Origin of the sequence: Flavobacterium sp. 3HN19-14, assembly GCF_051373205.1 — a bacterium.
In the GTDB taxonomy this organism is placed as follows: domain Bacteria; phylum Bacteroidota; class Bacteroidia; order Flavobacteriales; family Flavobacteriaceae; genus Flavobacterium.
This window is the reverse complement of the sequence record NZ_JBPPZT010000001.1, coordinates 1,515,902-1,542,515: the sequence shown is the minus strand read 5'-3', so window position 1 is coordinate 1,542,515 and position 26,614 is coordinate 1,515,902. Positions and strand designations below refer to the sequence as shown.

The window sequence follows — 26,614 nt, the reverse complement described above, 5'->3', positions numbered from 1 at the left end:
AACTAAACTGCCGATGGTGTGCACGAATTTCAAGTGCATCAATGCGCCAAAACGTTGTTGTTAGCCCTGATGGAGGCGGTATCCTTTTTATACTTCATGGAACTTTCCGGTGACTAAACCAGTTCCGTATAAAAAGATTGAGCCGAGAGCAGGCTTATGGTTCCGGAAGCAGCCAATGCCGGTGCTCCTGAAAAATCCAAAATTAACCTGGCGCAGGGTTAAACTTGTAACAAAAATTGTAATTTCGTGTCAAATTACCACTATGTTTAAACTTTTCAGGGAGAATGTCCGGATTGCACTTGGTTCTGTGAAAACGCAGAAGCTCAGGACGACACTGACAGTGCTGATTATCGCCATCGGGATTACGGCTTTGGTGGGAATTTTGACGGTGGTTTCGGCGATTGAAAACCGGCTTTCGACCAATTTTGCCTCGATGGGCGCCAATACTTTTAACATCAACCAATATGAACTTGAGATCAGGCGGCATGGCGGTGGCGAACGCGAGGTTATCAATCCGATTATTTCGTATCCTGAGGCGAAGGAGTTTATCGACAAATATACTTATCCTTTAACGACATCATCTTTATCTTTTACAGCGACTTCTACTGCGGAGGTGAAATTTGAATCTGAAAAAACCGATCCGGATATTACGGTAATCGGTGCTGATGAAAATTACCTGCCCAATTCGGGCATGGAGACTACGAAAGGGCGCAATTTTACTCGTTTTGATGTTCAGAATAACGCTTATGTGTGCCTTGTGGGTTCTGATTTTGAGAAAGGATTACTGAAAGATTTGAATCCGATTGACAAGGTGATTTCAATTCGCGGGGCGAAATTCCGCGTGATTGGCGTATTGAAGGAAAAAGGGTCGACATTTGGCAGCAGCCAGGATTTGCAGGTGATTATCCCGATTCAGGTGGCGCGTTCGATTTTTACGGCGCCGAGCATTAATTACGGCCTCAGCGTGATGACGGCACGAAAAGATATGCTTAATGATGCAGTTGATAACGCCAAACTTACCATGAGAAGGGTGCGAAAACTGAGTCCGGTTCAGGATGATAATTTCGGGATTTCACGAAGCGACGATTTGATCAATAAAATCATGTCGATTACCGGATACCTTGATATTGCTGCGATTGTGATTAGCGTGATTACGATTTTGGGCTCGTCGATCGCTTTGATGAACATTATGATCGTTTCGGTAACAGAACGTACGAGAGAGATTGGTGTCCGGAAAGCTTTGGGTGCTAAAAAATCTACGATTGCCTTTCAGTTTTTTATTGAAACGATGGTAATCGGGCAGATGGGTGGATTTGTCGGGACGCTTTTTGGGTTATTGATTGGCTGGGCATTTTCCTCGTTGGTTTTTGAATTTGAGTTTGTCGTGCCCTGGGCGCCATTATTGCGGCTTTTGTCGTAAGTTTTATTGTAGCACTTGTTTCCGGATTATATCCTGCGGTGAAGGCGGCAAAACTTGACCCGATCGAGGCGCTTCGTTACGAATAATCAGAGAGTGGCTTTTGTCATGCGGTCGTTGCCGTAAATGTCTTTTCGCAATTCGGCGTTTTTGAAACCTATATTACCAAGCAATTCCAGCATTTCTTTTCCTAAATATTGATTGATTTCGAAATAGAGAATTCCTTCAGGAGTGAAATTCTTTTGTGCCAGTTCAGCGATTTTTCGATAAAAAACCAACGCATCGTTATCCTCAACGAATAAAGCCAAATGCGGCTCATTATCGATGACATTTTGCTTCATTTCTTCTTTCTCGAGATATCTTACATATGGCGGATTGGAGACGATTATATTGAATTTTTCATTTAAATCATCTGCTTCAAGAATATTTTTTTGGATGAAATTTATATTTACATTATTTAGTTTTGAGTTCTTTTTTGCAGTTTCTAATGCCTTTTCAGAAATATCAATGGCATAAACTTCGGAAGAAGGTAAGTTTTTGGCGAGTGCAATCGCGATACAGCCGCTTCCTGTACCGATATCGAGGATTTTCAAATCAGGTTTGAATTCGTTGTCTTTGATAATCCAATCGACGAGTTCTTCGGTTTCCGGGCGTGGAATCAGGACGTTTTCGTTTACTATGAAATCGAGTCCGAAGAAATGAGATTTACCTAAAATATATTGTATTGGAATTTGTAGTTTGAGTTTTTCGATGATTTCGCTCCATGCTGAAATTTCTGCTTCAGAAAATTCCAGTTCAGGCTTCAATGCTAAATCAATTCGTTTGAGCTGCTTTTTTTCTTCTAAAATCAAATAGAAAAAACTTTCCGCTTCCATTGCATCATATAATGGCGTCAGATTTTCAATGAAAAAACTCCTGTAATCTTTGATTTTCATTATCGTAAATCTTTAAGCATCCAGACCGGACAGGCGTTATGACCTGTGTTACCCATCGGCGAGCAAACATTTTCAAACCCGGATTTTTTATATAATTTTTGGGCAGCTGACATATTCGGCATGGTTTCGAGATAACATTTTTCGTAACCAAAAGCTTTTGCCGCTTCAAGACAATATTGCATCATTCTGGCACCGATGCCTTTTCCGCGTGCTCTTTCGAGGAAATACATTTTTTGCAGTTCGCATATATTTTCAGTGGAATTTTCAAGTAGTGCGATTCCGGCACAACCGACGATTTCGCTATTTATTTCGGCTATAAAATAAGCGGATTTCGGAGCCGAATAGGTTTCCGTCATGCAATCCAACTGCGGATCAGCATAGGCACTTCCTACTTTCGGAACATCAAATTCGATTAGAACCTGCCGGATCAATGCAGCGACAGCTTTGTCGTCATTGGCCTGAATTTCCCTGATTATTATGCCGTCCATTCTGAAAGTAATGTAGTATTTTTGTGCTGTGAAGGTACATGAAAAATACATGAAACGCTGCATCGAACTTGCCAAAAATGGCTTGGGAACGACTTACCCTAATCCGTTGGTGGGAAGCGTGATTGTATATGAAGATGAAATTATCGGTGAAGGCTGGCATAGAAAAGCCGGAGGGCCACATGCTGAAGTCAATGCGATAAATTCCGTAAAAGACAAATCATTGCTTTCAAAATCAACAATTTATGTCAGTCTGGAACCCTGTAGCCATTTCGGAAAACACCGCCGTGTTGTGATTTGATTATCCATCATAAAATCCCAGATGTCGTTGTCGGGACAATCGATTCTTTTTCAGAAGTTTCAGGAAATGGAGTCAAAAAACTGAAAGAAGCCGGAAAAAAGGTAACCGTTGGTATTTTGGAAGAAGAATGCCGCGAGTTGAATAAGCGATTTTTCACATTTCATGAAAAAAAACGACCATACGTCATCCTGAAATGGGCCGAAAGTACTGACGGATTCATCGCTCCCGAATCAAAAGAGGAACAAAACCCGGTTTGGATCACCAATGAGTTTTCACGTCAATTAGTACACAAATGGCGCACTGAAGAACTGGCAATTTTAGTTGGGACACAAACCGTAATCGACGATAATCCAATGTTAAATGCCCGTGACTGGCAAGGTGAAAATCCTGTAAGAATTGTATTGGATAATTGTAACCGACTGCCAAAAGAAAGCCATATCTTTGATGGTAAACAGCGAACAATAGTAGTTTCAGGAACGAGATCAGGAATTGAAAATGAAAATTTATCTTATGAAAAGATGGATTTCAGCAGCAATTTTACCTCCGGAATTATGGAAATCCTGCATAAAAACAACATACAGTCAGTCATCATTGAAGGCGGCAGAAAAACGCTCCAATCTTTTATTGACGATGGCATTTGGGATGAAGCGAGGGTTTTTCGCGGAAATGTGACATTAAATAACGGAACAAAGGCGCCGGACTTAAGCTCCAGTTTTTACGAAAAACACCCTATTAAAGGTGACGAATTATTAATATTCAGGAACTCATGATCAATACGATAATTTTTGACTTTGGCGATATTTTTATCAATCTGAACCAGCGCGCCGTTGAGGAAGCGTTTACGAATTTGGGGATGAAAGAATGGGGCGACGATTTAAAATTGCTCAATATTCAGTTTGAAACCGCGAAGATTTCTGAAGAAGAATTTCTGAACGGACTCCGCAATCACGCGCCATCAGCGACAATTGACGAAGTTCGGAATGCATGGAACAGTATGCTTGGCGAATTTCCGTTGTATCGGTTGGAGTTTTTGCAATTGCTTTCGCAGAAATACCGATTGTTTTTGATGAGCAATACCGATGCAATTCACCTTGATCATTTCGAAAACATGGTCCTGACCGTCATTTATGAGCGATTTCTACCAATGTTTTGAAAAAGCCTATTTTTCATTTGAACTCGGACTGAGAAAACCTGACGAAGAAGTATTCAACTACATTATCAATAAACACGAATTGTCTCCGAAACGCACTTTATTCGTTGATGACAGAAAAGACAATACCGACGCCGCAGCAAAATTAGGCTTACAAGTCTGGAACCTGCAGGTTGGCGAAGAAGATGTGGTCGATTTATTTGACAAGAAAATCATAGAATTGTAATTTGGAAATCCGCGATACTTATAAAACGCTGGCATTTCCGTCGGAAGAAATATTGTTTAAGGAAAAAAGCAGCAAATTTTTCGGTTATGCTTTTCCGGTTTCAACCGAAACTGAAATCAAAGAAAATTTGGAGCTTTTAAGGAAATTACACTCTGCTGCGCGGCATTTTTGTTACGCATGGCAAATCGGTACTGAAAAAATTAAATTTCGAGCCAATGATGACGGCGAACCCAGCAACAGTGCAGGAATGCCGATTTACGGGCAAATACAATCTTTTGAAATTACGAATGTGCTGATTGTCGTTGTCCGGTATTTCGGTGGCGTGAAATTAGGCGTCGGCGGATTGATTTCCGCTTATCGAACCGCAGCCCAAATAGCTTTAGAGGTTTCTGAGATTATCGAAAAAACAATCGACATTCATTATTTGGTCACTTTCGATTACAAGAACATGAACAAAGTGATGCGCGTCATCAAGGAAAAAAACCTAAATATCGTCGGTCAGAAAATGGAAGAAAATTGCGAAATCGAGATTTCCATCCGTAAAAAAAATGCTGAGCCGATTTTCGAAATCTTTAATTCGATGTTCGAAATCGGAATAAAAATTAAGGAATAATCAGCCGATTTTTATTTAGCTGTCGATATGCAAAAGTTTCTCATGGATATAATCCGGAAGGGCCGTCGGACGACCTGTTTTCATATCGACAAAAACGAGCATTGAATCACCAATTGTTAATAACTCACCTTTTTCGTTGCGAATTTCATAATCGAATTCTATCTTAACGGACGTCTGCGATTTAAAAATAGTTTTAACAATTAAAAGGTCATCGTAACGCGCTGGTTTTTTGTAATTTAAACTGAGCGAAACCACCGGAAGCATGATGCCGTTTTCTTCCATCCATTTATACGAAATCCCAAGGTTTCTGAGCCATTCAACGCGGCCCATTTCAAAATATTGCGCATAATTTCCGTGGTAAACGACACCCATTTGGTCTGTTTCTGAGTATCTTACGCGGACTTCATACTGGTGCTCTCTCATTTTCTGTTTATTTATTTTAACATTTCGAAAATCCCTATAGACTTACGATATTTTTTTTACAAAATCAACCCCGATTTATTTTTTTTTAAAGAAATTTGTTCACATATTTGTTCTCCCGAATAATAGTAGAAGTTTCACTTCCATTTTTGTAAGATAACCTTTTAACAAACAAAATAATTTAGACGAATATATGAACAAAACTGCGCAATCAGTATGGGAAAACTGTCTCTTATTTATAAAAGATAATATCCATGAACTAAGCGTACAAAACTTGGTTTGAACCGATTAAGTCAGTTGAGTTAACCGATAACGCATTGTATATTCAGGTTCCTAGTAAATTCTTCTACGAATGGCTCGAAGAACACTACGTCAAATTGTTAAAAGTCGCACTTACCAAAGAACTCGGAAAAAACGCAAAGTTACTCTATAAAATCAAAATGGAGAACACTTATGGCAACAAACAGCCGTTTACGGAACAATTGCCGAGTGCACACCGCGCGCCGATGAAAACCCAGGAAGTTGATGCACCTTTCAAAAACCTCAACCCTGAATTAAAAAATCCGTTCGTTATTCCGGGCATCCGAAACCTTAAGATTGAATCGCAACTTAACGCGAATTACAGTTTTGACAATTTCCTTGAAGGAGATTCGAATAGACTGGCACGTTCTGCAGGTATGGCTGTCGCGAATAAGCCAGGCGGCACTTCATTCAACCCGCTGTTGATTTTCGGCGGTGTCGGTTTGGGAAAAACACACTTGGCGCACGCAATCGGCGTTGAAATCAAAGACAAATATCCCGAGAAAACCGTTTTATATATTTCTGCTGAAATCTTCACGCAGCAATACATCGATTCTGTAAAGAAAAATAATCGCAACGATTTCATTCACTTCTATCAGCTGATTGATGTTTTGATTATCGATGACGTTCAGTTCCTTTCAGGAAAAACCGGAACGCAGGATGTATTCTTCCATATTTTCAATTACTTGCACCAAAACGGCAAGCAGGTAATTTTAACTTCTGACAAAGCGCCTGTTGACATGCAGGACATTGAACAGCGTTTGTTGTCAAGATTCAAATGGGGACTTTCAGCCGAATTGCACCAACCGGACTATGAAACAAGGATTTCTATCTTAAAGAATATATTGTACCGTGACGGTGTTGATATGCCGGAAGAAATCATCGAATATGTGGCTAGAAATATCAAGTCGAATGTTCGTGAACTTGAAGGCGCTATCATATCGTTAATCGCCCAATCTTCTTTCAATAAAAAAGAAGTAACTCTGGATTTGGCGAAAGCAGTTGTTGAGAAATTCGTGAAGAACGTAAAACGCGAAATTTCTATCGATTACATCCAAAAAGTCGTTTCAGATTATTTCCAGCTTGACATTGATACTTTGCAATCCAAAACCAGAAAACGCCACGTCGTTCAGGCAAGACAACTGGCGATGTTTTTTGCGAAGAAATTCACGAAAGCGTCATTGGCCAACATCGGTTCACAAATTGGCGATCGCGACCACGCAACGGTTTTACACGCCTGCAAAACGGTTGACAATTTAGTGTCGACGGACAAGCAATTCAAAAAATTCGTGGACGACATCCACAAGAAATTATCACTCTAAAAAATGCCAGTCAGGATCCTAATGGTTTGTCTGGGCAATATCTGCCGCTCGCCGTTAGCCGAGGGGATTTTAGCCTCCAAACTTCCAAAAAATAAATTCCGCATCGATTCTGCAGGAACTGGTGATTTTCATGTCGGTAAGCAACCTGATCACCGTTCGATTTCCATTGCTAAAAAAAATGGACTCGATATTTCCATTCAAAGGGCGCGTCATTTCAGCAAAGATGATTTTGCAATTTATGACCATATTTATGTAATGGACGGTTCAAATTATCGTGACGTCATTCGTCATGCACCAAATGAAACCGCAAAAGGAAAAGTCAAATTGATCCTCGACGAATTATTTCCCGGAGAAAATGTCGACGTTCCGGATCCTTACTTCGGATTGGACAATGGATTCGTGACCGTTTACCAGATGCTCGATGAAGCCTGCACTTTGATTGCCGAGAAATTACTCAAAGAAACCGAATGACGCCAAAAGGAAAACTATATTTAATTCCGACCACATTGGGAGAATCCAATCCTATGGATGTTTTGCCTGAAACGGTCAGGAGAACCATTGATCTCATTGACGATTATATCGTAGAAAATGAGAAAACGGCGCGAAAATTCATTAAAAGCATCGCGCCTGAAAAAGTACAATCTACTCTTCGCATCAGCACGTTAAACAAGCACACCGAAATTTCCGAGCACCAGCAAATGATCAAACCTTGCCTTGAAGGCAAAAATATCGGATTGATGAGCGAAGCTGGTTGTCCCGGAGTTGCCGATCCCGGTGCTGCGATTGCGAAAATTGCGCATGAAAAAGGGATTCAGGTCGTGCCTTTGGTTCCGGCTGTCTTCTATATTATTGGCAATTATGGCTTCGGGAATGAATGGGCAAAGTTTTGCTTTCAACGGTTATCTGCCGATTGATAAATCTGATAAAAAGTCGGCATTGAAAAGCCTGGAGAATCTTTCTGCAACTAAAAATCAATCACAATTGTTTATCGAAACGCCTTATCGGAATAACAAAATGCTTGAAGACATTTTAGCTGCATTGCAGCCTTCAACTTATTTGTGTGTGGCTGCAGATATTACGCTTCCGACAGAATATATCAAAACAATGCGCGTTTCCGACTGGAAAAAAACAAAAGTAGATCTGCACAACAGGCCTGCGATTTTCATCATTCACAAAATGTAAGACATAAAAAAACTGCTCCGAAAAGCAGTTTTGTTTTTTTATAAATTATACCGATTAGTGAATCACAGTCGGCGCATCATTTGCTACGATAAAAGAGGTGTCGTAACCTCCGAAAGCCCTCATATAACTTCTGATGGAAGTCCCAAAATCATCTTTGATAAATCTTGTGCCGTTGCTTTTGAAGAATTTTTTTACAGAACCTGCACCGCCTAAATGGGCTGCGGCTAAAATTCCGGATTCAGTTACTTTTACGCCACCGATGATTTTGCCTTCGTAACGTAAAATTTCATCTTTTAATTCCCATTTGTTTTTTTCAAGAAGGGCTTTAAAAGCCTTTTCCTGTAATAACGGATTGTTTAAAAATGCCGGTAAATTGGCAATTCCGATAGCTTTCAATGCGCTTACACCAAATTGGTATTTGCCCATATAACCTAACGAATTGATTAATTTGTACTGACCTTGTGATTCTTTGAATGCGATGGCTTCTTTGAAGCCTGTATAAGATTTTCCTGTATAAAGTAAGTTGCCAACAGGATAATCTGAAACTTTTGCTGAAGGAAACATTTGTGGCGTTTCGTTGTCTTCAGAAAGATAAAACCAGGATTGGTTTTCGTGTTGATTTGGTTTAAAACCTGAGCTTATAAAAGCTACTACTAATGCGATGCTTGTGTAATATATCCATTTTTTAATCATACTTGGGTTTTCTTCCGGGTCTGTCACCACCAAAATTTCTACGTTGCAAATATACGATTTAAAATAGAAATCTGAAAATCAGCACGTTAATGTTTTCTAAAAGTACAAAGCATGGAATTTTGCTTTCCCTAAGCTGTTGATTTCAAAGGTGGGAGCGGGAATCTTGATGGTATTGAAAACCGAGAAAACGGACTTTAAAAGATTAGATTTTGTATTAATTTTCGTCAAATCGACGTCAAAGCTCAAATAAAACTGCCTGATTCTTTCCTTTTCAGGAAGAAAAATCGTGTTAATCAGACCTTCTTTTCCCGTTACCATTCCTTCCGCTCCATAGCCGACTGCAAAATTCAGCCAACCTGGAATTTTTGACTCTTTGAAAAACGAATGAATATTTGCGGAAAGCCAATAAGTCTGCCCATTATAATCTTTCAGGATTTGCTCTTGCAATGAACTTCCGAGCACATTTGGCCGTGCCGATGCATAGACGGTTTTATGGAATGAAAATTTCGGAGTGATGCGTTGTTCTTTCCAAATTAATTCTTGTGAAACATATAAAACGGTTCCTGTTGCATTTGCTGCAACATCACCCCAGGAAGCGCCCCATTCAGAAGAATAACCGTCCATTACCTCAACAACCGAAAGAAAAGCGAAACCAATCGTACTGCCGTAAATCAGCTGTGATTTTTTATTCGCGCCGCTCCATTGCAACAATTCAGCACCGAATCGTCCCATGTGGTAAGACGAAAACACGTGTCCCGCCTTATCCATTTGCAGCCATTCGGCGTTGTCATTAATAAAATGGAAATCAGATTTCGGGTAGCCGTTGTACCAAAGTGCGCTTAATCCGACGATTGCGCCAGTTGCGACAACAGCTTCGGTTCCGACGACAAAATTTCTTCTTTGGAAACTTAAAGAATCGGCAGGTTTTAAAAATTGATTGATTTTACCTTGCGCATTTCCAAGAAATGAAGCAGCAAAAATCAATATGGATAAAGGGAATTTCAACTTAACGCTTTACGCCCTGCGCACTAATCCAGGCACTATATTTTCTGGCATTTACAGCATGTTGAGCAGCCGTAACCGCAAATTCATGGTAACCAAAATTGGTCATGCTCGCGCAGAAGTAAATATAATTGTGCTTTTCCGGGTTAAGTACAGCATCGATGGCCGTGATATCGGGCATGGCAATTGGTCCGGGTGGCAAACCTTCATACATATAAGTATTGTATGGGGAATTCGTCGCCAAATCTTTATTCAATACACGTTTGATGACTTGTGTAAAATCATTTGAATTTTTCTTTACTGCGTAAATCACGGTTGGATCGGCTTCGAGCTTCATTCCGGTATTGAGGCGGTTCAAATAAACTCCGGCGACTTTAGGGCGTTCGTCTTTTTTTACGGTTTCTTTGTGTACGATGGAAGCGAGAATCGTTGCCTGAATTGGTGTCAACCCTTGTGCTTTGGCTTTAGCAACACGCTCGTCATTCCAGAATTTGCGATATTCTTTAATCATCCGGTCGCGAAATTTCGTCGCATTGATGTTCCAGAAAAATTCATAGGAATTCGGCACGAACATGCATAAAACATTGTCTTCAGTAAAACCATTTTCCTTTAAAAATTCCGGATCACGGAAGGCGTTTAATAGCGAAAGACTGTCGGCTTCGATTTGGCTTCCAATCCTTCCTGCAAAATCTTCAAGCCTTTCCTGATTGTTGAAAGCCAATTGCACCGGAACATTTTGGCGCATCGAATTGATGATTTCGTTGCTGTTCATTCCGTTTTTCAACAGGAATTTTCCAGATTTTACGTTGGTTGGATAGGATTTCTTTTCGGCTACCATTTTAAAGCGTTCAATATCCTTCACGTAAGGTTTTACGATACTGACAACCTGATCAAAATTAGCGTCGGTCGGAACATAGATGTAAATTTCTTCTTTATCAAAATTGGTGTTTGGCGCGAATATATTCCTGTAAATCATATAACCGTAAACCGAAGCGGCGACTACGATGACGAGCGAAAGGATGATGGCGATTTTCTTAAATTTCATAACTGATTTATAACTAATGATTGATTAATTGGAACATCGCTTCGTCTTTGTATTGGCCGCGAACGAGATTCCATTGTTTTTTTATACCGATTTTTTCGAATTCAAAATTAGTAAAAAGCCTGACACTTGCTTCATTTTCAGGATCGATATTCGCAAAAATTTGCTTCAGGTTGAGTTTTGTAAAGCAATAATTGATGAGCAGATCGAGCGCTTCCGTCCCGATTCCGGAGTTTCTGTCACTGCTGCTTTTGATTAAAATCCCGATTCCGGCACGGTGATTTTTGGGGTCGAATTCGAACAAATCAATTAAACCGACGGGTGTGAATTGCTTGTTGTAACAAATCGCCAGCCGCAGTTGCTTCGCCTCATAAATATCCTGCTGTGCATTCTGCAGATACTGTTTGATGAGAAATTTGCTGTAGGGTGTTTGCGTGTTGCTGACTTCCCAAATTGATTCATCATTTTCAACTGCGTAGACAAAATCGAGGTCTTCAGGTTCGAGTGCGCGCAGGTGAATGTTTTGTCCGTGGAGGGTTATCATCAAAAAATTAGAATTTGAAATTTCAGGGTTTCGAATTTATATCAATTTCTCCTTTGAATACAAAAGTCGCCGAACCTTTGAGGAAAACATTGGTGTATCTTCCTTCAATCGGCGTAAACGAAACTTCGAGTTTTCCGCCTTCTACATTTAATTGTATAGTATTGGATTGCGTTTTTCCTAATGCTTTCATTGCGATGGCAACAGCTGTTACGCCAGTTCCGCAGGATAGAGTTTCATCTTCAACGCCGCGTTCGTAGGTACGTACCGAGAAAGTATCCTCTGATTTTTGCTTTACAAAATTGACATTGCTGCCTTTTTCACCGTACAATTCCGAATAACGGATTTTTGCCCCTTCAATTTTGATATCCACTTTTTTTAAATCGTCAGTCATTAAAACATGATGTGGCGAACCGGTGTCGAGGAAAACGTAACCTTCGGCAATTTTAATATTATCGACATCTTTCATCTGCAATGAGACAATGTCTTCTGAAATTGTGGCATAATGCAATCCGTCAGTAGCGATAAAAGTAGTTTCATTGTTGATAACGCCGAGGCTTTCCGCGAAAGCGACTAAACATCTTCCGCCGTTACCGCACATCGAGCTTTCGTTACCGTCGGAGTTGTAGTAAACCATTCGGAAATCATTCGTTACATCATTTTCCAGTAAAATCAAGCCGTCAGCGCCAATCCCAAATCTCCTGTCGCACAATTTTTCGACAAGTTTGGTATCATTTTTGGGAAAATTCCATCGCGATTATCAATCATTACGAAGTCGTTTCCGGTGCCTTGGTATTTAAAAAACTGGAGTTTCATTACAAAGAAATTACTGTCGTAAAGGTACAAATATTAATGAAAAGTTAATCACCGTTAATCGTGTGTTAAACTGTTTTTATGAATATGCAAAATGTATAATTTTGACGTTAAATAACTAAATTATTATTATCAAAATGAAAAGATTTTCGAGCTTATTTTTAGTCTCTTTGTTAAGCGGCGCCACAACGCTCGGCGCTTACAAGTTATTATTTGATGATGGCGGATTGATGGCAAAAAGGCATCCTGTTGTTACTGTTGCACCAGAAAATTATTCGAAAACCGTTGGATTTTCAGGTGAAACTGTTGATTTTACTGAAGCTGCTGATAAGGCTGTGCATTCGGTCGTTCACGTAAAGAACGTTTCATATCGAACGGTTTATAACCCGATTGATTACTATTTTGGTTACCGTGGCGGACAACAGCAGGAACAAGTTGGTACAGGCTCAGGCGTAATCATTTCTGAAGATGGTTATATTGTTACCAACAACCACGTCGTAAAGGATGCTTCAGATTTGGAAATTACTTTAAATAATAAAAAAGTTTATAAAGCGAAACTCATCGGAACCGATTCAAAAATGGATATTGCGCTTTTGAAAATCGATACGGATGAAAAACTGCCTTACTCTACTTTTGCAGATTCTGATAATGTAAAAGTTGGTGAATGGGTGTTGGCGGTTGGAAATCCATATAATTTGACTTCTACGGTTACGGCCGGAATTGTTTCGGCAAAGCGAGGAATTTAGACACTGCCGGAATCCAGTCATTTATCCAGACGGATGCTGCTGTAAATCCGGGAAATAGCGGCGGCGCGCTTGTCAATACACGTGGTGAATTAGTTGGAATTAACACGATGATTTCTTCGCAAACCGGTTCTTATGTAGGTTATTCCTTTGCCATTCCGTCGAATGTTACCCGAAAAATTATCGAAGATATTATGGAATTCGGCAATGTGCAACGCGGCATTTTAGGCGTAAGAGGTGCAGAATCGAATGGGCCAACTTCACAAGAACTTGGCATTCCTGAAACCGAAGGCTTTTACGTAAACGGTGTAGAAAGAAATTCAGGAGCGCAAAAAGCCGGCTTGACAAAAGGCGACATCATTGTAAAACTCGATAATGCCAACATTTCTTCTTTCGCCGACATCAATGCTTATATCAGTACGAAACGCCCGAACGATAAGGTTCAGGTAACTTTTATTCGCGATGAAAAACGAATGACGGTTCCCGTAACGCTTACCAAAAATGAATTGTCAAATACTTCTTTCAAAGGATTGCAGCTTGATGATTTGTCTGCAGTTGAGAAGAAAAAATTCCGAATTCCTTTTGGCGTAAAAATTACCGATGTCGACAATGACCGTTTGCGCGCTTATGCCAATGATTTGAAAGGCGGCATCATCCTTCACATCAATAATGATGATGCGACAGATTTGACAACAGTATCGAAATTGTTATCAAATGTCGGTGATGATGAAGGCGTTCAGATTGATATGATTACGGCTGGCGGTCAGCGGGTACGTTTCATTTTATAAAATCAGAAAATAAATTTATATCAATCAACCTGCTCAAGTGGGCAGGTTTTTTTCGCCACGAATTGCACGAATTTTCACGAATTACATTTGTGGAAATTCGTGCAATTCGTGGCTTTAAATTTTTATATCAAATATTACTTAAAATATTTTACGAAAACGTTATAGTTGTTTACTTTTGCACCACCCGAGGCCAAAGGCCGAACTGAACGGAGTTAAAATTAAAAATAAACAACTAACTACTTTATCTTCAAACGAATGAACAATACCGCTTTGTACGAAAGAGAATTGTCTTTTCAGGCTGACAGAAGGCGCGCCGGCGTTGAATTTATTAAAATCGTAAGCGATTTATGGTATGAAAAATCCATCGAAATGGTGCTTTTCCGGAACCAATTGATTGACCGCAATGTAAGCGACATCATCAACCTGCACGAATATGCGGGTGAATTTGTCGGAAAACCGATTTCTGTATTTGATTCAGTTGAGATTGCCAAAGCGATTCTTTCTTTGGATTTGCCACCTTCAAAGCTCGATATCGGGAAGCTTACTTATGAATTTCACCTTGAGGACGACCGTTACCACGACGCGAAATCATTCGTCGTTGATAAATTAAAAAATGCGAAAGACACCAAAGGAATACAATCAAAAGACGTTGTGTTATACGGTTTTGGAAGGATCGGAAGGTTACTCGCCAGAGAATTAATGTCGAAAATGGGCAAAGGCAATCAACTGCGTTTGAGAGCAATTGTCACAAGAGATAAAAACGACGCATCAAGCCTTGAAAAAAGAGCTTCATTGCTTCGTTATGACTCTATCCACGGTGATTTTCAGGGTTCTGTGATTGCTGATCCCGAAAATAACGCTTTGATTATCAACGGAACGACCGTTCACATCATCACTGCAAATGCTCCCGAAGACATTGATTATACCAAATACGGAATCGACGATGCATTGGTAATTGACAACACTGGCGCTTTTACGACAAAAGAAGCTTTAGAAAGGCATTTGGTTTCAAAAGGTGTTGAAAAAGTACTTTTGACCGCACCAGGAAAAGGAATTCCGAATATCGTTCACGGCGTAAACCAGAAAGATTTCAATCCGGACGAAGTGACTATTTTTTCAGCCGCTTCCTGCACTACGAATGCCATTACGCCTATTTTAAAGGCTGTTGAAGATACTTTGGGTGTTGTAAAAGGACATTTGGAAACCATCCACGCCTATACTAACGACCAGAATCTCGTTGATAACATGCACAAAAATACCGCCGCGGAAGAGCCGCTGCACTTAACATGGTCATTACCGAAACCGGTGCCGGAAGCGCCGTCGCAAAAGCATTGCCAAGCCTTGCCGGAAAACTGACATCGAATGCAATTCGTGTTCCTGTTCCTAACGGTTCATTGGTCGTCTTAAATCTTGAAGTATCAAAACCAACTTCAATCGAGGAAGTCAATGCCATCATGAAAAAATATGCATTGGAAGGCGAATTGGTTGAGCAAATTAAATATTCACTGAGCAATGAGCTTGTTTCATCTGATATCGTGGGTACTTCTGCCCCGTCGATTTATGACAGCAATGCCACAATAGTTTCTGCAGACGGGAAGAACATCGTACTTTATGTTTGGTATGATAATGAATTCGGCTACAGCCATCAGGTGATTCGTTTGGCGAAATATATCGCAAAAGTAAGAAGATATACTTATTACTAGGATTCAGATTTTAGATTTTGAAAAATCCGTTTCGTTAATTCGGGACGGATTTTTTATATAATTTATGTAAATTTGAGGTAACACATTAAATATTGCATGAAAAAATTATTATATATCAGTCTGTTACTGTTGGTTTTTTCAGGTGTAAAAGCACAAACTGATAATCCAAAATACGACAAGGCATTAGCAGAATCGCTTGGCGCCGATGAATATGGGATGAAAGCCTATGTCCTCGTCATTTTAAAAACCGGAAGCAATACTACGCAAGACAAGGAAAAGCGCAACACATTATTCCGCGGCCACATGGACAATATTGGTCGACTTGCAACTGAAGGGAAATTAGTTGTGGCCTGCCCTTTAGGTAAAAACGACAAAACCTATCGCGGGATTTTTATTCTCAATGTAAAAACAACCGAAGAAGCAGAAGCGCTACTGCAAACAGATCCGGCCATAAAAGCAAAAATTCTTGATGTAGAAATGTATACCTGGTACGGCTCGGCAGCACTGCCAGAATACCTGAAAGTGCATGAAAAAATCGAAAAACAAAAACACTGATGAAAGAACCGAAACGCATACTGACACTTTTTGAAAACCTTTTCGATGGTGACCCGTGGCTGGATGTCACGCTGATCGGAACGCTCGAAAATATCACCGCAGAAAAAGCTGCTGAAAAGAAAGTCGTTAACCGGAATTCGATTTGGGAAATCACCAATCACATTATCGAATGGCGTAAAAACGTACTGCAACGCGTTCACGGAAAGACGTTGAAAACGCCTGAACACAATTATTTTCTTCCTGTTGAAGATACATCGGCGACAGCCTGGAAAAATACAATCGAGCGTTTAAAGGTTTCAGAAACGGAATGGGAAACTTTTCTGAACCAGATGAAAAACGACCAGTTAGAAACCGTACATCCTATGAACGGACACACCCATTACGAACACATCCACGGTATCATCCAGCATGATGCTTATCATTTAGGGCAGATTGTATTGTTGGCGAAGCATCCATAACCACTTCCTAACAAACCCATTTCTTTCATAATATAATAGTAACACCAGGGAAACCTGCAGCTCAAATATGTTACGGAATTTTGGAAAACCAAATTCCTAACCTATTATGAAAAAAATATCTATTACTGCAGCGGCCTTGCTTTTATTAGCAATTTCCTGCCAAACCAACGATGACAGCAATGAACAAAATCTAAAATCTGCATCAAAAATCGCTGGAGCAACAGTTTTATCAGCACCTGTTGCCGAAGCCAAGCTCTATAAACTTTTACCGGGTTACGACAGCGACGACGATTTCGAGGCAAGCGGCGTTTATTATCTTGACGGCTACTTCTACATTCCGTGTGACAATTTGTATAAGATTGCGAAAATCAAAAGCACGTTTCCGCAAAACAGTTCTCAGAATAGCATGCTCAGTTCGGGTTCTGGCACTTCAAACTTTGAAGGTATCGCTTACGACAGCAATGGTACGCCAAATTTCTTCGTAGTTGAAGAATCGGTCAGCAAAGGAAGCGGTGTTTACCAGCCACGCATCCGCGAATATAATTCATCAATGACTTACCAGAACAATATGTGGGCGGATTATAATTTCACTTCTTCCAACAGCAATAAGGCTTTTGAAGGCATCAGTTGGGTTTTTCGCGGTGGCGAAGATTATCTTTTGGGATTAGTTGAAGGCACAGGAAAAATTCCCGTGCTGAAGAAAACCAGCAGTAAATGGGAATTGGTTGCTGAAATTACATTGCCGTCTTCTGTGACTTTCAATGATTATTCAGACATTGCGGTTTACGGAAATAAAGTCGCCATCACTTCGCAGGAAGATTCCCAAATCTGGATTGGCACATTAAGCAGCACTTCCTGGACAATCACAGGCGGAACGGCTTATGAATTACCAAAAGGCAGCAGCAGCGGTGTGGTTGGTGCCGGAAGCAATGTACTTTACGGCAATATTGAAGGTATTTCGTTTATATCTGCAACGCAAATCGTCGTAGTTTCAGACAAGGCAAAATCTGACCAGCCTTCTTATCAGGATTACAAAGACCAGTCGGTGCATATCTTCAATCTTCCTTGATTTTTATTTGATTATTGTTATAAACAAAAACGCCTTATTTTCATAAGGCGTTTTTATTGATTTGAATATTAAATTTTATGCATTTCCTGCGGCTGCAATCAGGTTGAGTGCTGATCCAGCTTTAAACCAGCCAATCTGGCCTTCGTTATAAGTATGATTCGCCAAAATCACATCGACGCTTCCGTCAGTGTGTGCGAATTCCAATGTCAATGGAACGCCCGGAGCAAAATCAACAAGATTCGTGAAATTGATGGTGTCATTTTCCTGGATTTTATCGTAATCGGCCTCATTGGCAAATGTAAGCGCCAACATTCCCTGTTTTTCAAATTCGTTTCGTGGATACGGGCGAAAGATTTCACCAAAACCGCTTTCACACCAAGAAAACGTGGCTCCATAGCAGCATGCTCACGCGAAGAACCTTCACCGTAATTATGGTCACCTACAACAATCGACGGAATTCCCGCAGCTTTGTAAGAACGCTGAACAGCAGGAACCGTGTCATATTCGCCTGTTAATTGGCTTTTCACTGAATTGGCTTTTTGGTTGAATGCGTTGATAGCACCAATCAGCATATTATTCGAAATATTATCGAGGTGTCCACGGAAACGCAACCACGGACCTGCCATCGAAATATGGTCAGTTGTACATTTTCCCAAGCCTTGATGAGTAATTTAGCGCCTGTGATATTTTTGCCATCCCACGGTAAGAATGGCGCAAGTAACTGCAGTCTTTCCGAAGTCGGGCTCACCACAACCTGAACACCTGAGCCGTCAACAGCCGGTGCCCTGGAAACCTGCGTCTTCAACGTCGAAACCTTTTGGCGGCAATTCATCTCCGGTTGGTTCGTCGAGTTTTACTTCTTCTCCATCTTCGTTGATTAGCGTATCAGTCAGTGGGTTGAAAGATAAATCTCCGGCGATTGCCAAGGCAGTAACCAATTCTGGCGAACCTACGAAGGCAAGTGTATTTGGGTTACCGTCGGCTCTTTTAGAAAAGTTACGATTGAAAGAATGCACAATTGTGTTGCGCTCTTCTTTTTCAGCACCTTCCCTGTCCCACATACCGATACACGGTTCCGCAGGCATTGGCAAAAACAGTCGCGCCGATTTTATCAAAAGTATCGATAAATCCGTCACGTTCTATTGTATAACGCACGAGTTCAGAACCTGGTGTAATCGTAAATTTAGATTTGGTAACAAGATTTTTATCGGCCACTTGTTTGGCAAGCGAAGCAGCACGGGAAATATCCTCGTAAGATGAATTCGTACAAGAACCAATCAAACCGACGTCAATTTTCAAAGGCCAGTTGTTTTTGATGGCTTCTTCTTTCATTTTAGAAATCGGCGTAGCCAAGTCCGGGGTAAAGGACCATTCAAATATGGCTCCAATTCTGATAGATTAATTTCAATTACCTGATCGAAATATTGCTTCGGATTTGCATAAACTTCCGGATCTGCAGTAAGGTAATCTTTAATTTTATTGGCTTCATCTGCTACATCGGCGCGGTCAGTTGAACGAAGGTAACAGTTAATTGATTCGTCGTATCCGAAAGTTGAAGTCGTTGCGCCGATTTCAGCTCCCATATTACAAATCGTTCCTTTTCCGGTACATGACATTGCTGTGGCGCCTTCTCCGAAATATTCAACAATAGCTCCTGTTCCTCCTTTTACAGTCAGGATTCCGGCAACTTTAAGGATGACGTCTTTTGGCGCTGTCCAACCTGATAATTTTCCGGTCAATTTTACACCTATTAATTTCGGAAATTTCAATTCCCAAGCCATACCCGACATTACGTCAACGGCATCAGCACCACCAACTCCGATGGCGATCATTCCAAGTCCGCCTGCATTTACAGTGTGCGAATCGGTTCCAATCATCATTCCGCCCGGAAAAGCATAATTTTCCAAAACCACCTGGTGTATTATTCCTGCACCCGGTTTCCAGAAGCCGATTCCGTATTTATTAGATACTGAGGAAAGAAAATCAAAAACTTCGTTGCTTTGTGTTTTAGCACGTGCCAAATCAGTGACAGCATCAACTTTTGCCTGAATTAGGTGGTCACAATGAACGGTTGTCGGCACTGCCACTTTTGGTTTTCCGGCGTGCATGAATTGCAATAAAGCCATTTGTGCGGTCGCATCCTGGCAGGCAACACGGTCGGGAGCGAAATCTACGTAATCTTTACCGCGGGTGAATGCTTGCGAAGGTGTTTGCTCCCATAAATGGTTGTATAAAATCTTTTCTGTGAGTGTAAGTGGTCGACCGACAATTTCGCGTGCGATGTCGACACGAGTAGTCATATTCCCATACACTTTTTTAATCATTTCAATATCAAAAGCCATATTCTAATATATTGTTTGTTTGCAGTGCAAATTTAAGCATTTCCCTGCATAGTTGAACTATTTTTAATAAAAGACACGTTTCAAAAGATTATTATTGTCAAAAATTGAATTTTAGTGATTATTATTAAATAAATTTTTGATTTAAATTAAAATATTAGGTAATTGTTAATTTAAAGTATTTTTTTTATCAAATTCGGAATTTGGGAAATGTTTCTGGTGGTTTAAAATAAAAAGAACCTTTCTAAATTAGGTTTACGCTGTCATTTTTACCGCAAAGGCGCGATTTTTTTCGTGAAGTTCGCAAAAAAGAGCTTTAAATCTTTGCTTTGTAAGTTCCGGATTTTTAGTTTGGATTTTTTCAACAGAAAACAATATTGTAAGTTTGTTCAGAATGGCACGTAAAAAGAAGATATTGAAATTTTTTGCATTCGGAATATTGCTACTGGTGCTTATCAGCTGTATCGTATATTCCCAACTTACAAACCGCCATAAAGCCATTATCAAAACCACATTCCTATATAAAACCGGGTTGGTCGACAGCGAATGGAATGTGACTGATACTTTCGGAAAATATGCGATGGTTTCGCCGACATTTCTTATCGATGGCATTTACAAATCGATGGAGGGACCAAAATCTTCGAATTATGTGCAATTGTCAAAAGATTCAACTCTATTGTGGATGACCGGTTTTAATGTTGAAGCGCTGGATGCGAAAACCGGAGAGAAACTCTCCAATGATTTTATCTGCCATACTAATATTGATTTTAACGATGTAAAATATTACAGTAATTTCAATCTGAATGCACGCATAGGTTCCCAATATCCTCGGCTTACTTCGTTATCTAATGGCATGGAAAATTTCGAGTTCCCGAAAGGTTTCGGTGTTCCGATGAGAGGAAATGATTTGCTTTTCGTTACGACGGAATCACTGAACCATAACATCAAAGATATTACCAAATGGATAAAACATGAAGTAACCATCAGTTATTCATCCCAAACAGAAAAGCCGTTGATGAGCCGAACTGTTTTTATCATGCTGCCTTTTGACAAGGAAGATCCATACAAAGATCCGCTTGATCCGGGCAGCAATTCGTGCATTCCGGTAGAAACCAAGAACCATACTTATGAAGATGGCAAGGGCAATAAATTATCAGGTCATTGGGTAATTCCGGTTGGAAAAAACACTTACAGAAGTTCCGCCAACGGGCAGTTACAAATTAAAGACAGCCTTCGTTTACATGCTGCTGCTATTCATGTGCATCCTTTTGCGACGGCTATTCGTTTATTTGACAAGACGGCCAACAAAGCTGTTTTTACAAGTAATATTAAAAATTACACCACTAAAATTGGTTTGGAAAGTGTGCCTCAATTCAGTTCAGAAAAAGGTATTTGGCTATACGGAAATCACGATTATGAGTTAATTCTCGATGTCAACAATACAACAAATGAAAACCAGGACATGATGGGCAGTATGTTTTTATTCTTTTACGACGCTGAACTTGACGCAAAATTAAATCATTAAAAAAGTCCGTTAAGACAATTCTCAACAGACTTTTTTATAGTAATTTTTAAAGCTTAGTATAAAGAAGCGATGATTTTTTCAATCGTAATGCCTTCTGCATCTGCCTTGTAGTTTTTCACGACACGATGTCTCAAAATTCCGGTTGCTACTGCTTTTACATCTTCAATGTTCGGAGAAAATTTCCCGTTGAAGGCAGCGTGGGCTTTTGCCGCAAGAATTAAATTTTGTGATGCCCTTGGCCTGCGCCCCAATCGATGTAATTTTTGATGAAATCATTGGACAATGCATTATCCGGACGGGTTTTGCTTACCAATGTAACGGCATATTCGATTACGTTATCAGCCACGGGAACACGACGGATCAAATGCTGAAAATCGATGATTTCCTGTGCTGAAAACAGCGGATTAACCTCAACTTTCGTATCAGAAGTGGTGCTTTTCACAACCTGGACTTCTTCCTGAAAAGAAGGATAATCCAATTTTATCGAGAACATGAAACGGTCCAATTGTGCTTCCGGCAACGGATAAGTTCCCTCCTGCTCTATCGGATTCTGGGTCGCCAAAACGAAGTAAGGCAAATCGAGTTTGTAATTGTGGCCTGCGATTGTCACAGCTCTTTCCTGCATCGCTTCAAGCAAAGCAGCCTGCGTTTTTGGCGGCGTCCTGTTGATTTCATCGGCAAGGATAATGTTGGAGAAAATAGGTCACTTTTATGAATTTGAACTGACGGCTTTCATCTAAAATTTCACTTCCCAAAATATCAGAAGGCATCAAATCAGGTGTAAACTGGATGCGCTTGAAATTCAATCCCAAAGCTTGCGCAATCGTATTGACCATCAATGTTTTCGCCAATCCGGGAACACCAACCAAAAGCGCGTGCCCACCTGAAAATATACTTAAAAGTATCTGGTCTACGACTTCTTCCTGGCCTACGATTATTTTGGAGATTTCTCTTTTGAGTTCGTTTCTTTTCTGAACTAAATTTTCTATTGCTGCAACGTCAGACATATTGTATGAGTATGAATTGTGAATTATAAGTTACTGCTAACTGATAAATGTAAGTATTATTTTTTCAACCAATTGCTTGTGAATACGCAATCGCGGTATTCGCCATTGATTTTGATGTAAGTTTCCTTGATTTTTTCGTTGGTTCACTTACCGATTTCTTCGATTTGTTTTGATTTCAGCGCCAAATCTTTAATCCTGAGATAATCTTTGGCATAATCTGCGGTATGCGACGGAATCCTGTTCGTTACTGTTATGATCTTATATACTTTTTGATTGGTTTCATCTTCATCCATAAAAGGCTGCGAAATTTCTCCGGTTTGCAAGTTGGAAACCTGTCCGTAAAGGCTTGGATCCATTTTTGTCAGCTCGAATTTCGTATCAAGCGTCCTCGGATTGATCAAAGCACCACCATTGGTTTTGGTTTCTTTTTCGTCAGAAGCACTTCTGGCAGCATCAGCAAAAGAGATTTCGCCACCAACAATTTTATTGCGCACATTGATGATCGCTTCTTTTGCTTCTTTTAATGACTCATCAGAAATTTTAGGAACTAAAAGAATATGGCGAAGGTCGATTTCCTGTCCGCGGATTTTTTCAACATAAATGATATGCCAGCCATATATCGTCTTGAATGGTGCAGAAATTTCACCTTCCGCAAGACTGAATGCCACATCTTTAAATTCTTTGATAAATGGCGTTTTTCTATTCATCTTATAAAATCCTCCGTTGGATTTTGAGCCCGGATCCTGCGAATACAAAACGGCTTTACTGAAGAAACTCGCACCTTCCTGGACTTCTTTCTTGAATTGGTTGAGTTTATCAATTACTTTTTGTTCTTCTTCCTGCGTTACTTTCGGTTTGATAACGATCTGCGAAACTTCGAGTTCGTCACCAAAAACTGGTAAATCTTCCTGTGGAATTTTCTTAAAATAATTGCGTACTTCTTCAGGCGTGATTTCGACTTTGTCGACAATTTTCTTTCTCATATCTGAAGAAAGCTTATTCATCCTTAAGATTTCGAAGAAAAAAGAGCGAAACTCCTCTTCCGTGTTTTTATGATAAAACGCAATAAGATCACTCATGTTCTTGTTGCTCTGCTCGAGCATGCTGCTGATTTTCTCATCCATCATGCTGTTGATTTCTGCATCAGAAACCACGATACTGTCCTGAACTGCCTGATGCGCATAGAGCCTGTCTTCTAGGATGCTTCCTAAAATCTGGCACCTGTCGATATCTTTACCGAATTTCCTTGCGCGGAAATTTCAAGCAATGCTTTGTCAACATCTGAATCGAGAATCAGGTAATCTCCAACAGTGGCGACGATTCCGTCTACTTTTTGCTTTTTCTGCTGCACGTTTGTCTTGGTCTCAGCAACTGCGTCTTTAATGACTTCCTGCGCGTTGGCGGTAAAAATCGCCAACGTAGAAAACAGAAAAAGTAAGGTCGTCTTATTTATAAATTTCATATTTATTGTCTTTGATTGCATCATCAGTAATCTCTTTTTCAAATTTTTTAATTAATTCTAATTTTCGCCGGTTTAAAATCACCTGTTGCAAAGTCGGTTTTAAATAAGCATACGGGCTCACCTGATTTTTGTCTATAACATCAATAATGCGCACCAGATAAATGTCGTTCCCTTCCGGTTTCTGGAAAGATGCGCCGGCCGACATGTAGGCTTCGCGATTTTCAGGCGTTATAAAAGGCAATTTCCTGTATATTTCGTTCATCGCTACCCAGACTGAATCATTGAGTGCTGAATTTTTAAATTGTAATTGATAAGTCGCCCAGAATTTGCGGTCTGATTTCCTGAAATCAAAAAATTTGCTTCTTATCGTTGAAAACTTCGGGTGGTCTTTTGGAAGGTTAATGTAGCGAAGCCGCACCAGCATTCCGTTTGTCCTGAAATTCTCCTTATTCTCGTCGTAATATTTTTTTAATTCCTGTTCCGGAATCAAAGTATCAACTGATTGTTTTACGATTTCTTCGATGTAAGCTTTCGTATACAAATCGATTTTATACTGTTTTATGAGCGTATTGAACTCGGCTTTCATAGCTTCGCTCAGGTTGATTTCAGCTTTATTGATGAGCAATTTTTGCGATGCCCAGCGGTCGATAAAATTCTTGACGATGACAACGCTGTCTTCTTTTTGGTTCCGGCCGGAATTAAATCAGCAATGTCTGTTTTGTATAAATAGGAATCTCCAACTCTCGCAATGGCTTCGGGTTTTGCTTCAGGCTTGAAGTAACTGCATGAAGCAACGGATATGAAAATTATCAGTATATATACTTTGCGGATCATTTAGGATTTAATGGTTGCCTTTACCCTTTCAAAAACATCTTTGTTGACGTTGATTTTGAATTCTTTTTTCAGGTCAGAAACCCAGTTTTGCTCAAGATATTGCTGATAATCGTTGATGGCTTTTCCTTTGCATTCCTCCAATGTTTTTGTACTTTCAGGAATGACTTTGTTCACTTTGGCTACAAAAAAGTAATCGCCTTTCTTGATTGGTTCTGTTACGCCTGTTGCCGCTTTTACGTTGGTCGGCAATACTTCGGCGCCTTCTTCAAAAACACCTTCATTGATCATGACTTCAACTTTGTCTTTGGTGTTGAGTTTTGCTTTAATTTCGGCAGGTGTTTTGCCTTGTTTCAGCATTTTTTCTGTCTTTTTGATAATATCTTCTTTTGTTGAAGAAGCGACTATTGCATCAACCCTGTTTTTCCATTTATAGTTTTTCAGGTTGGCTTTGTAGAAATTATCAAGACCAAGCGTGTCGGTTTTAGACTTTTCCCAGATTTCTTTTTCCATCAAATCAAATAGTAGAAGTCCGTCTCTGTATTCTTCCATCACGTCGGCAAATTCCGGAAATTCTCCTTCAAGATTATCGTTGTAATAAGCCGTTAATTGATCATCTATGAAAGTTTGGTAATATTTATCGACCAATTTATTAATTGGTTTGATTTCGCTTTCGGCACCTTTTTGCCTTGTACTCAGGTATTTAAGAAAATCAGTTCCGGTAACGGCTTTATCATTTACTTTGAATAATGGCGCATCATAAGGTTTTGTATCTGTTGGAACATTCCATTTACCGGTATAAAAATCGTTAGTAACTGCTTTTGAAGTCGCGGCAAACAATTTATCATTTGTTTTTATGGCGAATTTCTTGCGCAATTTTTCGTTCATTGAATTCGTAATCAATCGCGAACGGTCGTCTTTCCTGATTTTCGCATCCAAATCAGATTCCATTTCATCGTAAGTTTTTAGCGGATATTTATCCGTTAATTTCACAATATGCCACCCGAACTGGCTTTCGAACGGCTTAGAAATCGGATTTTCTTTCGTAAGTGAAAAAGCAACATCTTCAAATTCTTCAGAACTCAAGTCACCCGACCCAAATCGGCCAAGCGAACCTCCTTTTGATGAAGATGATTTGTCTTCAGAATATTGCTGCGCGAGGCTTTCGAAATTTTCGCCTTGCTGCACTTTTTTGTAGATATCATCAATTGTTGATTTAGCTTTAGTGCCTTGAGTAGCATCAGAAGGTTTAGTGATCATGATGTGCTCTACGCTAACTTCCCCTCTGTTGTCACGAACGTCTTCAACTTTGATTAAATGGTAGCCAAAACGCGTTCTTATCGGGTTTGAAATTTCGCCTTTCTTGGTTTTAAAAGCACCTGATTCAAAAGCATACACCATTCTGAATGCGGAAAACCAGCCCAATTCGCCTTTGTTGTCTTTCGCTGAAGGATCTTGCGAATATAGTGCTGCCAATTTTCCAAAATCTTCACCGGCAATTGCTTTCTTGCGGATATCCTGAATTTGCCTGTAAGCTTTTAAAGTGTCTTCCGGAGTAGCATTTTCGTCAACCATTAATAAAATGTGCGAAGCCTTAATTTCCTTTTTGTAGCGTTGGTAAGCTTCTTCCATTAATTCCTTGGTGACTTTTGAATCGGTAAGGTAATTTTTGGCAAGCTGGGTTCTGTAGGA

Annotated in this window: 18 protein-coding genes and 10 pseudogenes; 14 read left to right on the top strand and 14 right to left on the bottom strand. The window is 40.0% G+C overall.

All coding sequences use genetic code 11. The features are described from left to right. Positions 1 to 262: 262 nt before the first annotated feature. A pseudogene (locus ACSLFW_RS08185) lies at positions 263 to 1,506 on the top strand (ABC transporter permease). Here ACSLFW_RS08185 and prmC read toward each other — a convergent pair. Both prmC and ACSLFW_RS08175 read right to left on the bottom strand, forming a co-directional pair. Continuing rightward, a complete protein-coding gene (gene prmC, locus ACSLFW_RS08180; RefSeq protein ID WP_436555350.1) occupies positions 1,507 to 2,352 on the bottom strand; it encodes a peptide chain release factor N(5)-glutamine methyltransferase in 846 nt (281 codons plus the stop codon). Further along, complete coding sequence (locus ACSLFW_RS08175; protein WP_436555349.1) at positions 2,352 to 2,840, bottom strand: GNAT family N-acetyltransferase; 489 nt, start codon at positions 2,838 to 2,840, stop codon at positions 2,352 to 2,354. Before ACSLFW_RS08175 ends, prmC begins: the two co-directional genes overlap by 1 nt. Positions 2,841 to 2,868: 28 nt before the next feature. Between ACSLFW_RS08175 and ribD the strand changes: the two are divergent. From ribD to ACSLFW_RS08155, 4 genes and pseudogenes are all read left to right on the top strand, one after another. Further along, a pseudogene (ribD, locus tag ACSLFW_RS08170) lies at positions 2,869 to 3,908 on the top strand (bifunctional diaminohydroxyphosphoribosylaminopyrimidine deaminase/5-amino-6-(5-phosphoribosylamino)uracil reductase RibD). Beyond that, positions 3,905 to 4,291 (top strand): hypothetical protein, encoded by a 387-nt coding sequence (locus tag ACSLFW_RS08165; RefSeq protein ID WP_436555348.1) that lies wholly within the window; start codon positions 3,905 to 3,907, stop codon positions 4,289 to 4,291. Before ribD ends, ACSLFW_RS08165 begins: the two are co-directional and overlap by 4 nt. Then, positions 4,266 to 4,514, top strand: coding sequence for an HAD-IA family hydrolase (locus tag ACSLFW_RS08160; RefSeq protein ID WP_436555347.1), 249 nt, complete (start codon positions 4,266 to 4,268; stop codon positions 4,512 to 4,514). Before ACSLFW_RS08165 ends, ACSLFW_RS08160 begins: the two co-directional genes overlap by 26 nt. 1 nt (position 4,515) lies before the next feature. Further along, positions 4,516 to 5,127 carry an IMPACT family protein gene (locus tag ACSLFW_RS08155; protein WP_436555346.1) on the top strand — a complete coding sequence of 204 codons (612 nt, stop codon included), beginning with the start codon at positions 4,516 to 4,518 and terminating at the stop codon, positions 5,125 to 5,127. Positions 5,128 to 5,142: 15 nt separating this feature from the next. Here ACSLFW_RS08155 and ACSLFW_RS08150 read toward each other — a convergent pair whose 3' ends face one another. Continuing rightward, entirely contained in the window at positions 5,143 to 5,550 is a 408-nt protein-coding gene (locus tag ACSLFW_RS08150) for an acyl-CoA thioesterase (protein WP_436555345.1), read from the bottom strand. Between the two features lie 190 nt (positions 5,551 to 5,740). On the opposite strand from ACSLFW_RS08150, the pseudogene dnaA reads away from it, so the two are divergent. The 3 genes and pseudogenes from dnaA to ACSLFW_RS08135 all read left to right on the top strand — a co-directional run bounded on the left by dnaA (position 5,741) and on the right by ACSLFW_RS08135 (position 8,351). Beyond that, positions 5,741 to 7,169, top strand: a pseudogene (gene dnaA, locus ACSLFW_RS08145) (chromosomal replication initiator protein DnaA). Between the two features lie 3 nt (positions 7,170 to 7,172). Next, positions 7,173 to 7,640: a low molecular weight protein-tyrosine-phosphatase gene (locus tag ACSLFW_RS08140; RefSeq protein WP_436555344.1), complete on the top strand. Its 468-nt coding sequence runs from the start codon at positions 7,173 to 7,175 to the stop codon at positions 7,638 to 7,640. Continuing rightward, positions 7,637 to 8,351: pseudogene (locus tag ACSLFW_RS08135) on the top strand (SAM-dependent methyltransferase). Before ACSLFW_RS08140 ends, ACSLFW_RS08135 begins: the two are co-directional and overlap by 4 nt. Positions 8,352 to 8,405: 54 nt before the next feature. On the opposite strand, the gene ACSLFW_RS08130 reads toward ACSLFW_RS08135, so the two are convergent. From ACSLFW_RS08130 to dapF, 5 genes and pseudogenes are all read right to left on the bottom strand, one after another. Then, positions 8,406 to 9,074, bottom strand: a complete 669-nt coding sequence (locus tag ACSLFW_RS08130; RefSeq protein WP_436557400.1) for a peptidoglycan-binding protein LysM — start codon at positions 9,072 to 9,074, stop codon at positions 8,406 to 8,408. Between the two features lie 66 nt (positions 9,075 to 9,140). Further along, positions 9,141 to 10,049, bottom strand: a complete 909-nt coding sequence (locus ACSLFW_RS08125; RefSeq protein ID WP_436555343.1) for a DUF2279 domain-containing protein — start codon at positions 10,047 to 10,049, stop codon at positions 9,141 to 9,143. Position 10,050: 1 nt separating this feature from the next. Then, positions 10,051 to 11,091, bottom strand: coding sequence for an endolytic transglycosylase MltG (gene mltG, locus ACSLFW_RS08120; RefSeq protein ID WP_436555342.1), 1,041 nt, complete (start codon positions 11,089 to 11,091; stop codon positions 10,051 to 10,053). 13 nt (positions 11,092 to 11,104) lie between these two features. Beyond that, a complete protein-coding gene (locus tag ACSLFW_RS08115) occupies positions 11,105 to 11,632 on the bottom strand; it encodes a GNAT family N-acetyltransferase (RefSeq protein WP_436557399.1) in 528 nt (175 codons plus the stop codon). Positions 11,633 to 11,654: 22 nt separating this feature from the next. After that, positions 11,655 to 12,445 (bottom strand): annotated as a pseudogene (dapF, locus tag ACSLFW_RS08110) (diaminopimelate epimerase). Between the two features lie 134 nt (positions 12,446 to 12,579). Here dapF and ACSLFW_RS08105 point away from each other — a divergent pair. The 5 genes and pseudogenes from ACSLFW_RS08105 (at position 12,580) to ACSLFW_RS08085 (ending at position 17,758) form a co-directional block, all read left to right on the top strand. Then, positions 12,580 to 13,973 (top strand): annotated as a pseudogene (locus tag ACSLFW_RS08105) (trypsin-like peptidase domain-containing protein). 255 nt (positions 13,974 to 14,228) lie between these two features. After that, a pseudogene (locus tag ACSLFW_RS08100) lies at positions 14,229 to 15,676 on the top strand (glyceraldehyde-3-phosphate dehydrogenase). 96 nt (positions 15,677 to 15,772) lie between these two features. Continuing rightward, positions 15,773 to 16,231, top strand: coding sequence for a YciI family protein (locus tag ACSLFW_RS08095; RefSeq protein WP_436555341.1), 459 nt, complete (start codon positions 15,773 to 15,775; stop codon positions 16,229 to 16,231). Continuing rightward, a complete protein-coding gene (locus ACSLFW_RS08090; RefSeq protein ID WP_436555340.1) occupies positions 16,231 to 16,689 on the top strand; it encodes a DinB family protein in 459 nt (152 codons plus the stop codon). Before ACSLFW_RS08095 ends, ACSLFW_RS08090 begins: the two co-directional genes overlap by 1 nt. A 106-nt stretch (positions 16,690 to 16,795) precedes the next feature. Further along, positions 16,796 to 17,758, top strand: a complete 963-nt coding sequence (locus ACSLFW_RS08085; RefSeq protein WP_436555339.1) for a hypothetical protein — start codon at positions 16,796 to 16,798, stop codon at positions 17,756 to 17,758. A 75-nt stretch (positions 17,759 to 17,833) separates the two neighbouring features. Here the strand turns inward: ACSLFW_RS08085 and ACSLFW_RS08080 are convergent. Next, positions 17,834 to 20,100: pseudogene (locus tag ACSLFW_RS08080) on the bottom strand (aconitate hydratase). A 412-nt stretch (positions 20,101 to 20,512) separates the two neighbouring features. Between ACSLFW_RS08080 and ACSLFW_RS08075 the strand changes: the two are divergent. Further along, complete coding sequence (locus tag ACSLFW_RS08075) at positions 20,513 to 21,622, top strand: hypothetical protein (RefSeq protein WP_436555338.1); 1,110 nt, start codon at positions 20,513 to 20,515, stop codon at positions 21,620 to 21,622. A 53-nt stretch (positions 21,623 to 21,675) separates the two neighbouring features. Here ACSLFW_RS08075 and ACSLFW_RS08070 read toward each other — a convergent pair. The 5 genes and pseudogenes from ACSLFW_RS08070 to ACSLFW_RS08050 form a co-directional block, all read right to left on the bottom strand. Further along, positions 21,676 to 22,629, bottom strand: a pseudogene (locus ACSLFW_RS08070) (AAA family ATPase). Between the two features lie 56 nt (positions 22,630 to 22,685). Beyond that, positions 22,686 to 24,112, bottom strand: a pseudogene (locus ACSLFW_RS08065) (peptidylprolyl isomerase). After that, the gene (locus tag ACSLFW_RS08060; RefSeq protein ID WP_436555337.1) at positions 24,075 to 24,716 is read right to left on the bottom strand and encodes a hypothetical protein; all 642 of its coding nucleotides are present in this window, start codon (positions 24,714 to 24,716) and stop codon (positions 24,075 to 24,077) included. Before ACSLFW_RS08060 ends, ACSLFW_RS08065 begins: the two are co-directional and overlap by 38 nt. Next, the gene (locus ACSLFW_RS08055) at positions 24,686 to 24,925 is read right to left on the bottom strand and encodes a hypothetical protein (protein WP_436555336.1); all 240 of its coding nucleotides are present in this window, start codon (positions 24,923 to 24,925) and stop codon (positions 24,686 to 24,688) included. Before ACSLFW_RS08055 ends, ACSLFW_RS08060 begins: the two co-directional genes overlap by 31 nt. After that, on the bottom strand, positions 24,926 to 26,554 hold the full coding sequence (locus ACSLFW_RS08050; RefSeq protein ID WP_436555335.1) for a peptidylprolyl isomerase: 1,629 nt from the start codon (positions 26,552 to 26,554) through the stop codon (positions 24,926 to 24,928). Between the last annotated feature and the right edge of the window lie 60 nt (positions 26,555 to 26,614).